Source organism: Ruegeria sp. CDSA079 (assembly GCF_059612245.1).
This window is the reverse complement of the sequence record NZ_JBXWQF010000002.1, coordinates 172769-185626: the sequence shown is the minus strand read 5'-3', so window position 1 is coordinate 185626 and position 12858 is coordinate 172769. Positions and strand designations below refer to the sequence as shown.

The window sequence follows — 12858 nt, the reverse complement described above, 5'->3', positions numbered from 1 at the left end:
GGAATCCTGACGCTTTTAGTTCTGGGAAAACTGCAGGCCCGATGGTGTGAACGTCACATCCATACCACTGCGCAGTTCATCCCGGAACAGATCCGAGATGGCCCGCAATGCATCCCGCTGCCCACGCGCCGCAAACCGCTCGGGCGAATTGATGCGCACCGAGTTGTTGAACCCTGCGGTCGCGTGGGCCCAGATCAGGGGGTGCAACTCGGTCAGGTGGTCGCGGATCAGCCAGTTTGCCGTCTCGCGCATTTGCGCGCGGAACTGATCGGCTTGTTCGTTCTGGCTCTGGCCGTTCTGGATGGTGATCGCGCAATAGGCCGACATCATATTGATCATTTGCTGATCGGGTTGCAGCCGCACGATGTCGCGCAAACCGTCCAGGAAATATTCGACATCAACGCGCGCGCAGGCTTCTTCATCCAACGCGATGGCATCGAACTGAACCCAGGTGTAGCCGCCCGCGCCCCATACGTCTTGGGTCCGGGCCGCAGTGCGCAGCGCTTGCAATTCCAGCTCTTCGTAGCTTCCGAACCACCGGGGCAACAGATGGCTGCCCATGGCGCGCATGTGCCGTTGGTTGCGTGGATCCAGCGTGATCAGGCGCTCGTATTCGTCGGACACACGCGCGTTGGATCGGCGTTGACCGGCCAAAAGCGCGCAGCTTGCCGCAGCAATCAACGGGCTGTCCGGGGCGTCGGTACGGCATTTCGGCAAGATCGACGCAGCCCGGTCAAAATGGGCCGCACAGCGCGACCGGTGCAACGGCGGCAGCGCCGCGTCCGAGGCCGTTCCGCGCCACGCCCAGGCCAGATCGATATGGGCAAGGGCCACAACGGCAGCAATCATGGGATCATCCGGATTGTCCGACATCTCGCCTTCAAGCTCAGATATGCCTCCCAGCAGGTCGTAATCCGAAATGGCCTTGCCATCCGTTAGTGCATGTTCCGCAGCCAGAACCACATCTGATCTGGCTCCAAATGCCAGAAGATCGGCAATTGGCATCCCATCCGATACGGCGGCACGATCCTGATCAGCGGCGCGCATCTCCTGTGACAGGTCTTCCCAACGATCCTGTCTGGCCAGGTAACGCCCATGTTCGATTGTGGAATGGCCGATCAGGTTATCACCACCCGTTTGCGCAACCGGAATGTTGAGCTGCCCTTGCTCGGGCAAAGCGGCAGCCAACGCGGATTGTGTCGCGCACACATCTGGTGCGGCGGGGGTTGGGGTGGTTAAGGATGGGGCAAACAATGCCCTGAAAGACCGAAACATGGCGAAACTCAAAAACTGTAAAAACACTGAACGTTTGTTAAATCTGGCGAGATATCGAGCTCAGATCAAGATAAATACTTAACAGATTTCGGTTTTGGTGTCCAATTCCCCGATCAGAGGTTCAGTGTTTCAGAAAACAGTGAAATGATGGCGCTCTATACGGAACCCGGCTTCCGTCAGAATGGATTCCAGATCGTGGTGCGGGGGAAGCGACTCATCAGGTAGACGGATTCGCTTGCCGGATTGCAAAATGATTGAGACGCGCACGGAAAAGTCCCAGCGGGTGTCAAAACGGAAGAAATCGATATCCCGCAGCATGACTTCGCCCTGACGCTTGCCAGTAAACCAGCGTATGGCGTTCTGATCCATCTGAACGCCTGCGCGCGTGTTCTGAACCACATCCCAAACCGCGGGCAGGGTGACCAAAGCCAGTAACCACACGATCCACCATGCGGCATCAAACAACACGACCAGAGCCATCAAACCGGCATAGACGCTGGCCAGAATGACCAGTGTCCGCGTGTTCCGGTTCTGGCGGGCGAAGGTGTACTCCGTCATGCGCCGAGGATACGCGACACCATTTCACTGGTATCACGCGACAGGTTTTGGGTTTCCGCAATACGGGAAAGCTGCGCACGCATCATGTCCTGACGATTGGCATCATACCGTTTCCACGTTTGAAAAGCCGAACACATGCGCGCTGTGGTTTGCGGGTTCAACGGATCCAGCCGGATCAGCCAATCAGCCAGCAGGGCATAGCCGGCTCCGTCAGGCTGATGGAACCCGGCGTGGTTCATCGCCAGCGCACCCATAACGGCACGGAAACGGTTCGGGTTCTTCCAATTGAAATCGGAATGTTGGGTCAAGGCCTGCGCCACGTCGGCGGTCGCCTCGGGTGCAGCCATTGCCACCTGAAGGCCAAACCATTTGTCCATAACAAGGCGGTCATGTTGCCACTGATCATAGAACGCGGTCAGCTCGGCCTCACCCTTGCGTGCGCGCAGCAGGCAGGACAGAGCGGTCAGTTGCAGGGTCATGTTATCTGCTTTGGCATACGCCCCAGCCGCCATTGCCCCGCCATCCAGTCGGGTGGTCAGCGCCAGTGCTGCGCTGCCAAGCGCGCGTTTGCCGGATTGCGCGGCATCTGGCACATAGGGGCCATCCACCAAGGCTTCGCTGTGCAGCCGGGGCAACAGATCCTGTACGTGCTGGGCCGTGGCCTGCCGCAGTGTCTCAACCGAGGTCCAGATCATCATCGGATCGGGGGTGTGGCCGCGCTCATGCAGGGTCGCCGCCAGTTCGGACTGCGTCGGCAGTCCCAGCATCAAGGCCCGATAGGCCGGATCCAGTTCGCCATCGCGCAGCACAGCCAGCAACCCGTCAAGGTAATCGGCATCCGGCGCGGCCTCATCCAGGATCATCCGCAGCAATGCATTTTGCGCCAACGACCGCCCGGCCTGCCAGCGGTTGAAGGGATCGGTGTCATGGGCCAACAGAAAAGCACGCGCGGCGTTGCTGACGTCATGCTCAAGGATCACCGGCGCTGAAAAATCGCGCAGGATCGAGGGCGTGGGTTTTGCAGTCAGTCCGGTGAACTGAAAGCTCTGCTCAGCTTGGGTCAGTTGCAACACTTCGGTTGGACGGACCTCATCACCGTTGGCCCCCAACAGGCCCACGGCAACCGGGATCACCTGAGGATGCTTTTCATTCTGCCCCGGCGTTGGCTCGGTTTGCTGCTTCAACGTCAGAGTATAGGTGTCGTCTGTCCAGTCTTCTGAAACCGTGACGCGCGGCGTTCCCGATTGGCTGTACCAGCGTTTGAATTGAGTCAGATCGCGGCCCGTGGTGTCTTCGAAGACCTTGATCCAGTCCTCGATGGTGCAGGCCTGACCATCATGGCGGTCAAAGTACAGGTCCAGTGCCTTGGTATAGGCATCATCGCCAACCAGCCGTTTCAGCATCCCGATCACCTCGGCGCCTTTCTCATAGACCGTCGCGGTGTAGAAATTGTTGATCTCTTGAAAACTCTCGGGCCGCACCGGGTGCGACAGAGGGCCGTTGTCTTCGGGGAATTGTCGTGCGCGCAGGTCGATGGCGTCATGGATGCGTTTCACCGGGGCCGAGCGCATGTCGGATGTGAACTGAGCATCGCGGAAAACCGTCAGCCCTTCTTTCAGACACAGCTGAAACCAGTCGCGGCAGGTGATGCGGTTGCCCGTCCAATTGTGGAAATACTCGTGCGCGATAATGGCTTCGATGCGTTCGAAATTCGCGTCGGTCGAGGTTTCGGGGCTGGCCAGAACAGCTGATGAGTTGAAGATGTTCAGCCCTTTGTTCTCCATTGCGCCCATGTTGAAATCGTCCACAGCGACAATGTTGAACACGTCCAAATCGTATTCGCGGCCATAGACGTCCTCGTCCCATTTCATCGACTTTTTCAGGGCTTCCATTCCGAAGGCGCATTTGCCCTCATCACCGGGACGGACCCACAGGTTCAACTCGACATCGCGGCCCGACTTGGTGGTGAATTTGCCGGGATGGGCGATCAGGTCACCTGCAACCAGAGCAAATAGATAGGCCGGTTTGGGCCACGGGTCGGTCCATTCGGCCCAGCCTTCGCCCTTGCCAGACGGGTTGCCGTTGGACAGAAGTACGGGAAGGTCGCCGTTGATGCACACGGTGAAGGTGGACATCACGTCCGGGCGATCGGGGTAGTAGGTGATCTTGCGGAAGCCTTCCGCCTCGCACTGGGTGCAGTACATGCCGTTTGACATGTAAAGCCCTTCCAATGCGGTGTTGTTGCCGGGGTCTATCTCAACCTCGGCCTCCCAGATGAACGGCGCATCTGGCACGGCGGCGGTCAGGCCCTTGTCGGTCACGTCCGGCGTGATCTCTGCGCCATTGACCGAGGCGCGGATCAGCGTCAGATCTTCCCCGTGCAGAAAGAACGTCCGGTCTGTGGCATCGGGGTTTGGGCGAAATGCGATGCGCGATGTGACACGGGTGGCGTGGTCTGCAAGGTCAAATGTCAGGTGCACGTTGTCCACCAGATAGCCAAACGGCGTGTAGTCTTTCAGGTAAATTGTTGTGGGGGCAGCGTCGCGCATTTGTGGCCTCGTATCCGTACGGGTTTGGCGCGACGTTAGGGGCTTCGGTCAGGGGCTGCAACTGGCCTGCGCCATTCCTTTGCTGATTTGAAGCAACCTCAAGGGCAGACCAAATGCAGCAAATCAAGCGAACAAGTTGCCTATAGGAAACTTTCGGCCTAAATGCACCAAAGCATACAGTGGCACACAATCGCGGGAGAGCAGGAATATGACGGACAGACACACCCTGAACGGGCTGCAGATCGATCCGATTTTGGCAGAGTTTATCGAGACGCAGGCACTGCCGGGAACGGGAGTGTCGCCGCAGCAGTTCTGGACAGGTTTGGCGCGGCTGGTAAACGAGCTTGGGCCAAAGAACCGCGACCTTCTGGCGAGGCGGTCCGAAATTCAAAGCCGTATCGACGGTTGGCATATGGCCCGCAAGGGGCAGGCGATTGATCCCGCCGAGTATCAAACTTTCCTGAAAGAAATCGGCTATCTGGTCCAGGAAGGGGACAGCTTTGAGGTCGAAACAACTAATGTTGACCCCGAGATCGCGCTGACTCCTGGACCGCAACTTGTGGTGCCGATCACAAACGCGCGCTTTGCATTGAACGCAGCCAACGCGCGCTGGGGCAGCCTGTACGACGCGCTCTATGGGACCGACGCAATGGGGGATCTGCCAACGAGCGGTGGCTATGACACGGCGCGTGGGGCGCGCGTGATCGAATGGGCCAAGGCCTTTTTGGATGAGGCTGTACCACTGGCATCCGGGTCCTGGGCGGACGTGTCCAACCTGACAGTGAAAGATGGAGGGTTGGTCCCGGCGCTGGGCAATCCTGCACAATTTGCAGGGTTTGGTGGTTCGGCTGACGAGCCGGATTTTGTGCTGTTGAAAAACAATGGCCTGCACATCCAGATCATCATCGATGCGTCCAGCAATATTGGCGCAACCGATCCCGCCGGTATCGCAGACGTCCGGTTGGAATCGGCGTTGTCGACGATCATGGATTGCGAGGATTCGGTGGCTTGTGTCGATGCCGCTGACAAAGTTGTCGCCTACGGAAATTGGCTGGGCCTGATGAAGGGCGACCTGACCGAAGAGGTTACTAAAGCCGGTACCACGTTCACCCGTAAGCTTGCGGACGACCTGAGCTTCACCGCGCCGTCGGGGGGGCAGGCCACGCTGAAAGGCCGTTCGCTGATGCTGGTGCGCAATGTAGGTCACCTTATGAGTAACCCGGCTGTGCTGGATGCCGAAGGGCGCGAGATTGGCGAAGGGCTGATGGATGCGCTCTGCACCACGCTGATCGCCATGCACGATCTAAAGCGCGAAGGCGGCAACTCGGTCGAAGGTTCGGTCTATGTGGTCAAGCCCAAGATGCACGGGCCCGAGGAAGTTGCGTTCTCGGTCGAGATATTCGACATGGTGGAAGACATTCTTGGTTTGCCCCGCAACACCGTAAAGCTGGGTATCATGGATGAAGAGCGGCGCACGTCTGCCAATCTCAAGGAATGTATTCGGACGGCTAAGTCACGCGTGGCCTTCATCAACACCGGGTTTTTGGACCGGACCGGCGATGAGATCCATACCTCGATGGAAGCCGGTCCAATGCTGCCTAAGGGCGACATCAAGAATACGCCTTGGATCGCGTCTTACGAGGACCGCAATGTCGATATCGGTCTGGCCTGCGGCCTGAAAGGTAAGGCGCAGATCGGTAAAGGCATGTGGGCGATGCCGGATCGCATGGGCGACATGCTGGAGGCCAAGATCGGGCACCCGATGTCTGGCGCGACCTGCGCCTGGGTACCGTCGCCGACCGCCGCGACCCTGCATGCAACGCATTACCACAAGGTTGATGTGCTGGCCCGACAGGATGAGCTTGCTGCCGTAGGCGCGCGCGGTACTCTGGTTGATCTGTTGACCATTCCACTGTTGGGTGGACGCAATTTGAGTGAAAATGAGATCACTCGCGAGCTTGAGAATAACGCACAGGGCATTCTGGGATATGTAGTGCGCTGGGTCGATCAGGGCGTCGGCTGTTCCAAGGTGCCGGACATTAACGATGTCGGACTTATGGAAGACCGCGCCACCTGCCGGATTTCATCTCAGGCGTTGGCAAACTGGCTGCATCATGGCGTCGTGGACGAGGCGCAAGTGATGGCAGCGATGCAGAAAATGGCGGCCGTCGTGGATCGCCAGAACGAAAACGACCCCAGCTATACGCCTATGGCGCCGGGATTTGATGGCATTGCCTTTCAGGCGGCCTGTGATCTGGTGTTCAAAGGGCGGGTTCAGCCCTCGGGCTATACTGAGCCTGTTTTGCACGCCCGTCGTCTGGAGTTGAAAGCAAGTCAGGCTTAAACGGAACTGGAGGGAGCGAGAGGGTATCCCTTATCGTATCCCAATATTATCTTGGACAGATGAAAGGAATTAAGGATGGCTATTTCTTTGCGCAAGGCGCGCACCATCATTCGTAAGGCGCTGGAAAAAGGGCGCGAGATGGAGCTGAAGCCTCTGTCTGCCGTGGTTCTGGATGCGGGCGGTCATGTCATCGCGTTCGAGCGTGAAGACGGTGCCGCCCCGGGCCGTTTCGCGATTGCGCACGGCAAAGCCTATGGTTCGGTCATGTTGGGCATGGCGGGGACCGCGCAGATGCAGCGCGCCGAGGCGCAGGCATATTTCATGGCCGCAGTGAATGGCGTCTATGGCGGGCAGGTTGTGCCGGTTCCGGGCGGTGTTCTGCTGCGTGACCGGAAAGGCGCTGTTATCGGGGCTGTCGGCGTGACAGGGGACACCTCGGACAATGATGCAATTGCTGCAATGGCGGGCATTGAGACGGCAGGTCTGATTGGTGAGGTCTAATTCTCCGAGTATTTCATCCTGAAGATCGTCGGTAATTGGGATAATTTCCCAAGTCTGTGACATATAGGGGGAAATCCCCCCCCCCTCTTTTGGGAAAATTTCGGAACTGAGCTGTGCGCACCTGAACACGCCCCTGCGCTGTCACGCAGGGCGTGTATTCTTGCACGTCTGAGAGGCTGCCGGTAGCTTCCATGTTAATCGCTGGAACAATAAGGAAAGCAGAATGTCTCGTCCCGTCGTCGGTATCATCGGCAACTCGTATCTCATGAATGACCAATACCCGACACATGCGGGTGGGACGATGAACTCGGATGCGGTGGCCAATGTGTCGGGATGCCTGCCGCTGCTGATCCCTGCTGATCCCCGATATGTGACGGTCGATGAGTTGCTGAAGGTCTGCGACGGCTTTCTGCTGACCGGCGGTCGCCCCAATGTACATCCTGAGGAGTACGGCGAGCCCGAAACCGAAGCACATGGAGATTTCGACCGGGCGCGCGACGCCATCACACTGCCGCTGGTTCGGGCCTGTGTCGAGCGTGGCCAACCGTTCCTAGGCATCTGCCGAGGGTTTCAAGAGGTCAACGTGGCGATGGGTGGAACGCTTTATCCTGAAATTCGGGATCTTCCGGGGCGAATGAACCACCGCATGCCGCCTGAAGGCACGCTGGAAGAGAAGTTTGCGCTTCGACATGTGGTGAAACTGGATGAAGGCGGTGTGTTCCATGACCTGTTTGGCGCAACCGAGGTCATGACCAACACGCTGCACGGGCAGGGCATCAAGACCATTGGTGAACGTGTCGTTATCGACGGTCACGCGCCCGATGGCACGCCCGAGGCGATATATATAAAAGATGCGCCTGGCTTTACACTGTCCGTTCAGTGGCACCCTGAATGGGATGCGATCAATGACCCGGTGTCACGCCCCTTGTTCGAGGCGTTTGGTTCTGCGGTCCAAGCCTGGTCCAGGGGGACGGGCGCGCAGGTGTTCCAGAAAACTGCGTAGTTTTTTACGCCGGCCCGCCGAGGGGAGGACGGACCGGCGATTTGCGATCAAACCAGCAGGTTGAACTGATTGATCAGTGGCAGGCTGCGGGCGCGTTCTCCGGTCAGATCAAACAGGGCATTTCCGAGCGCTGGCATCGAAGGGGGCGTGCCTGGCTCACCTGCGCCACCCATGTGGCGGTTGGTCTCGAGAACGCGCACCTCGACCTGCGGGGCAGTATGCATGCGAAGGGCGTCATAGTCGGGGAAGTTGAACTGTTCAGCTTCACCATCTGAAAAGGTGATCTCGCCATAGCACGCTGCGGACAAACCATACATCATGCCGCCGAACATCTGCGCCTTGACGTTGTCAGGATCCAGCGCCAGCCCTATGTCACAGGCGATCCATGCCTTATTGATGCGGATGGTTCCGTCTTCGTCGACGACTTCGATCACTTGCGCCACGGGTGTGCCAAAGCTGTAGCTGAAGGCAACGCCCCGGCCAACGCCTTCAGGCGTTTTGCCAGTCCAGCCCGACATCTGCTTCACGGCTTCAAGGCATCCGGCGGAGGGGGCATGTTCGGTCTTCATCAGCTCAAGCCGGAAATCCAGTGGGTCGCGCCCTGCGGCGTGGGCCATTTCATCCATGAAGGTCTCATGGAAGAAACCATTGTGGCTGTTACCGACCGAGCGCCAAAAGCCCACCGGAACGGCCAGATCAGCGATATGACCACTCATGCGGTAGTTTGGCACGGCGTAGGGTTGGTTGAAGAACCCTTCGACCAATACTTTGTCGGGGCCACCGCCGGGGAAGCCGGTGTAGCGCTCGACCGCCTGCTGCGTGCAGGACTGCGCCGCCAGCTTGCCGTCAATCAGCACGGCTTTGCCGTCCTGAACCGCGCCGCGCATCCGGGCGATAGCACCGGGGCGGTAATAGTCATGACGCATGTCTTCTTCGCGGCTCCAGGTCGTTTGAACCGGCGTGCCGGGCATTGCCATGGCGACCTTGGTGGCGATCTCACCAAAGTCCAGCTCACCCCGACGGCCAAATCCGCAACCAAGATAGGTGGTGTGAATTTGCACTGCTTCGGTGTCCAGATTGGCGGTGTTCGCAACACGGAACTGGATCAGGGTCGGGGCCTGGTTGCCGCACCACAGCTCAACGGCGTTTCCGGTATAAAGCGCGGTGGCGTTCATAGGCTCCATCGTGGCGTGGGCGAGATAGGGCACTTGGTATTCGGCGGTGATTTCGGTCGCGCCCTCGGGGGTCACGCCGACATCGCCAACGTTTCGCATGGTCGAGTTCGGGGCGTCGTCGAACGCCTCGGCTATCTTGGCAAAGATGCCGTCGGTTTCTGGCGGATAGGGCGCATCGCCCCAATCAACATCGATGGCCTCAACTGCCTGGTTTGCCAGCCAAGTGTTGTTGGCGATCACGGCGACACCTGTGCCCAGATCGACAATCTTCTCGACCCCCGGCATGGATTGGGCAGCACTGTCATCAAAGCCATTCATCGCGCCGCCCAGTTTGGGATTCATGCGCACGCTGGCGAATTTCATGCCCGGCAGGCGAACATCGACGCCGAATTCGGCCGTGCCGGTCACCTTTCCCGTCATGTCCAGACGCGGTTGGGTCCGGCCCAGATAGCGCCATTCGGACGGATCGCGCAAAGGCACGTCCACCGGTTCCAATCCGGCTGCTTCGATGGCCAGATCGGAATAGGCGATCTTGTCGCCGTTAGGGGCAATGACGTGGCCCGAGGCCGTTTGCAGGTCCGAAGGGTCAACGCCCAGACGGTCTGCGGCCGCGCGTTTCAGAGTTTCGCGGGCCGAAGCACCGGCGTGTCGCATCCTCTCGAACCCGTCTTTCATAGACGTCGAACCGCCAGTGACTTGCAGGCTGAGCGCCTTACCCAGAACACCCAATGCCTCACCCAGATTGTGCTGGAAGTTCGAGATGTCATACCCTTTGTTGGGCAGCCCCTCACCCACCAGGGCAGAGTTGTAATAAGCCGCTGCAGCCGGACCATGCAGAACGGTGATCTGGTCCAGATCGACGTCGAGTTCTTCGGCAATCAGAGCGGCCCAAGTGGTTTTCACGCCCTGACCCATTTCAGCGCGCGGGGCAAACAGGGTAACACCATTCTGGTCAATAAGCACAAAAGGGTTCAGTGCCGCTTCACCTTCGCCGGGTTTCAGCGGATTGGCGGCAGGACGGGTGACGTAATAGGCGCCAAAGGCCACACCGCCGACAATCGCGGCAGAGCCAATCAGAAACGTGCGACGGAGGATTTTTCCAACTTTACCCATGACTTATACCTCCTTCAGCTTGCCGGCAGCGTCGTGAATTGCTGCACGAATTCGGGGGTAGGTGCCACAGCGGCAAAGGTTGCCCTGCATTGCGTCATCAATATCGGCATCGGTGGGTGAAGGGTTTTCAGCCAGCAAAGCTACGGCCTGCATGATCTGTCCGGATTGGCAGTAACCGCATTGCGCCACCTGATGATCGACCCAGGCCTGTTGAATCGCGGCCAGCGAGTCTGGCGAGCCGATGCCTTCGATTGTGGTTACGTCACCCCAGACATCCGACAGCGCCACCTGACAAGAACGTACGGCCTCACCGTCGATATGAACAGTACATGCCCCGCAAGCGGCCACGCCACAGCCGAATTTGGTGCCGGTCAAACCGACCTCATCCCGCAGAACCCAGAGCAGGGGGACGTCATCAGGCAGATCCACCTGATGTTGCTTTCCGTTGATCTTCAGGGCCGTCGCCATGGCGCACCTCTTGTTGCTGTGGCTTATTTCTGACATAATGAGTTTAAAGTGTCAGGATGTCAATTGACAATTTAAACAATAAATGTCAGTGCTTTTGATATGAAAGATTCAAGTGACGATGCACGGCAAAAGGCGATCCTGAATTCGGCGTTTCAAGCCTTTTCCACTTATGGGTACCGAAAGACCTCGATGGACGATATCGCGCGTGGGGCGGGGATGTCGCGACCTGCGGTCTATCTGCACTACAAGAACAAAGAGGCGATCGTCAGCAAACTGACCGAGTTATACTATGCCGAAAAAAGCGTCGCGGTGGCGCAGGCGCTGGCGACAAAGGGTTCGGTGCCCGAGGTATTGACCCGAGCGGTTCAGGCGCAGACTGACGGGATGGCTAGAATTCTGGCCTCACCTCACGGGCTTGAGATGCTGGACAACACCAAGTCCCTGTCTTCTGAAATCATCGCGGCGGGCGAGGCTAAACTGGCCGGGCTTTACACGGATTGGCTGACGCAAGAGGAAAAGGCGGGCCGTGTGCATTTGCGGGCCGACGCGTCAGAGACGGGCCGAACGATTACGGCCACGCTCAAAGGGTTAAAGCTGATCGGCGCCGGGGCCGAGGTCTATGAACAACAAGTGGCACAGGTTGCTGCCCTTTTCGGCGCCGGGCTTGAAGTCAGGTAACGCGCTGGCGGACTTTGTATTCCGGCGCGTCCCACAGTTTGTTCTGCATCACATCGGCCAGAATTTCCGTCGCTTGGATCACGTCGCCCTCGTCGATATAGAGCGGTGTAAAGCCAAAGCGCATAATGTCAGGCGCGCGGAAATCGCCAATCATACCCCGGGCGATCAGGGCCTGCATCGCGGCATATCCTTCTTTGAAGCGGAATGAAACCTGGCTGCCGCGGTCCTCTGGCGTTCTAGGACTGGCCAATTGCAAATCGGGGCAGGATGCCTCGACGCGGCTGATGAACAGCTCAGTCAGGTCAATAGACTTCGCGCGAACATCCGCCATCTCTGCCATATCCCAGATATCCATGGCCGCAGACAAGGCCGTCATCTGGATCACGGGGGGTGTGCCCACGCGCATCCGCTCAATCCCGTTGCCGGGGCGATAGTCCAGGTCAAAAGCAAAGGGGGATTCGTGACCCAGCCAGCCAGACAAAGCCGGTCGCACCGTACCAGCCAGTCGCGGTGCGACATAGATAAACGCTGGTGCGCCGGGGCCGCCGTTGAGGTACTTATACGTGCAGCCCACAGCGAAGTCGGCATTGCAGCCTGCAAGATCGACCGGAATTGCCCCGGCGGAATGGGCCAGATCCCAGACCGTCACCACCCCGTTAGCATGGGCCAGTTCGGTCAGCGCTTTCATGTCATGCATTCGACCCGAGCGGTAATCCACCTCGGTCAGCATCAAAACCGCGACCTCTTCTGTGATCGCATCGGCAACGTCTTCGGGGTCTACAACGCGCAATTCACGGTCTTCGCCCAGCGAGCGCAGCAGACCATCCGCCATATACAGGTCCGACGGGAAGTTGCCGTTATCTGACAGGACAACCTTGCGGGTCGGGTTGAGCTCGAGCGCGGCGGCCACGGCCTGATAGACCTTGATCGACAAGGTGTCGCCCGTGACGACGCTGCCTTGTTCGGCACCGATTAGGCGGCCGATGCGGTCACCCAGCCCGGTGGGCAGACCCATCCACCCGGCCTTGTTCCAACCGGTGATCAACATCTGACCCCATTCGTTTGTCAGCATCTCCTGCACCCGCGAGGTTGCGGATTTGGGCAGAGGGCCCAATGAGTTGCCGTCCAGATAGATCACACCCTCGGGCAGGTCGAACATGGCTTTGGTTGCTGCAAAGTCGGTCATGAAGGCTC

Annotated in this window: 10 protein-coding genes; 4 read left to right on the top strand and 6 right to left on the bottom strand. The window is 58.7% G+C overall.

Translation table 11 applies throughout. The features are described from left to right. Positions 1 to 15: 15 nt before the first annotated feature. The 3 genes from AC2FJZ_RS03005 to pepN form a co-directional block, all read right to left on the bottom strand. Positions 16 to 1275: a hypothetical protein gene (locus AC2FJZ_RS03005; protein ID WP_496776018.1), complete on the bottom strand. Its 1260-nt coding sequence runs from the start codon at positions 1273 to 1275 to the stop codon at positions 16 to 18. Positions 1276 to 1404: 129 nt separating this feature from the next. After that, positions 1405 to 1833: a hypothetical protein gene (locus AC2FJZ_RS03000; RefSeq protein WP_496776017.1), complete on the bottom strand. Its 429-nt coding sequence runs from the start codon at positions 1831 to 1833 to the stop codon at positions 1405 to 1407. Then, entirely contained in the window at positions 1830 to 4382 is a 2553-nt protein-coding gene (gene pepN, locus AC2FJZ_RS02995; RefSeq protein WP_496776016.1) for an aminopeptidase N, read from the bottom strand. The genes AC2FJZ_RS03000 and pepN overlap by 4 nt, the downstream gene beginning before the upstream one ends. 208 nt (positions 4383 to 4590) lie before the next feature. On the opposite strand from pepN, the gene AC2FJZ_RS02990 reads away from it, so the two are divergent. From AC2FJZ_RS02990 to AC2FJZ_RS02980, 3 genes are all read left to right on the top strand, one after another. Continuing rightward, entirely contained in the window at positions 4591 to 6726 is a 2136-nt protein-coding gene (locus AC2FJZ_RS02990) for a malate synthase G (RefSeq protein ID WP_496776015.1), read from the top strand. A gap of 75 nt (positions 6727 to 6801) precedes the next feature. Beyond that, positions 6802 to 7227, top strand: coding sequence for a GlcG/HbpS family heme-binding protein (locus AC2FJZ_RS02985; RefSeq protein WP_496667827.1), 426 nt, complete (start codon positions 6802 to 6804; stop codon positions 7225 to 7227). Between the two features lie 223 nt (positions 7228 to 7450). Further along, positions 7451 to 8230, top strand: a complete 780-nt coding sequence (locus AC2FJZ_RS02980) for a gamma-glutamyl-gamma-aminobutyrate hydrolase family protein (protein ID WP_496776014.1) — start codon at positions 7451 to 7453, stop codon at positions 8228 to 8230. Positions 8231 to 8277: 47 nt separating this feature from the next. Here AC2FJZ_RS02980 and AC2FJZ_RS02975 read toward each other — a convergent pair whose 3' ends face one another. After that, entirely contained in the window at positions 8278 to 10518 is a 2241-nt protein-coding gene (locus tag AC2FJZ_RS02975) for a xanthine dehydrogenase family protein molybdopterin-binding subunit (protein WP_496776013.1), read from the bottom strand. Positions 10519 to 10521: 3 nt separating this feature from the next. Continuing rightward, positions 10522 to 10986, bottom strand: a complete 465-nt coding sequence (locus tag AC2FJZ_RS02970) for a (2Fe-2S)-binding protein (protein ID WP_496776012.1) — start codon at positions 10984 to 10986, stop codon at positions 10522 to 10524. Between the two features lie 99 nt (positions 10987 to 11085). On the opposite strand from AC2FJZ_RS02970, the gene AC2FJZ_RS02965 reads away from it, so the two are divergent. After that, positions 11086 to 11664: a TetR/AcrR family transcriptional regulator gene (locus AC2FJZ_RS02965; RefSeq protein WP_496667831.1), complete on the top strand. Its 579-nt coding sequence runs from the start codon at positions 11086 to 11088 to the stop codon at positions 11662 to 11664. On the opposite strand, the gene kynU is transcribed toward AC2FJZ_RS02965, so the two are convergent. Further along, a complete protein-coding gene (gene kynU / locus AC2FJZ_RS02960) occupies positions 11657 to 12850 on the bottom strand; it encodes a kynureninase (RefSeq protein ID WP_496776011.1) in 1194 nt (397 codons plus the stop codon). The genes AC2FJZ_RS02965 and kynU overlap by 8 nt on opposite strands. Between the last annotated feature and the right edge of the window lie 8 nt (positions 12851 to 12858).

Coding starts and splice junctions, on each gene's coding strand:
- AC2FJZ_RS03005 (WP_496776018.1), bottom strand. CDS start 1,275: ATGTTTCGGTCTTTCAGGGCATTGTTTGCCCCATCCTTAACCACCCCA.
- AC2FJZ_RS03000 (WP_496776017.1), bottom strand. CDS start 1,833: ATGACGGAGTACACCTTCGCCCGCCAGAACCGGAACACGCGGACACTG.
- pepN (WP_496776016.1), bottom strand. CDS start 4,382: ATGCGCGACGCTGCCCCCACAACAATTTACCTGAAAGACTACACGCCG.
- AC2FJZ_RS02990 (WP_496776015.1), top strand. CDS start 4,591: ATGACGGACAGACACACCCTGAACGGGCTGCAGATCGATCCGATTTTG.
- AC2FJZ_RS02985 (WP_496667827.1), top strand. CDS start 6,802: ATGGCTATTTCTTTGCGCAAGGCGCGCACCATCATTCGTAAGGCGCTG.
- AC2FJZ_RS02980 (WP_496776014.1), top strand. CDS start 7,451: ATGTCTCGTCCCGTCGTCGGTATCATCGGCAACTCGTATCTCATGAAT.
- AC2FJZ_RS02975 (WP_496776013.1), bottom strand. CDS start 10,518: ATGGGTAAAGTTGGAAAAATCCTCCGTCGCACGTTTCTGATTGGCTCT.
- AC2FJZ_RS02970 (WP_496776012.1), bottom strand. CDS start 10,986: ATGGCGACGGCCCTGAAGATCAACGGAAAGCAACATCAGGTGGATCTG.
- AC2FJZ_RS02965 (WP_496667831.1), top strand. CDS start 11,086: ATGAAAGATTCAAGTGACGATGCACGGCAAAAGGCGATCCTGAATTCG.
- kynU (WP_496776011.1), bottom strand. CDS start 12,850: ATGACCGACTTTGCAGCAACCAAAGCCATGTTCGACCTGCCCGAGGGT.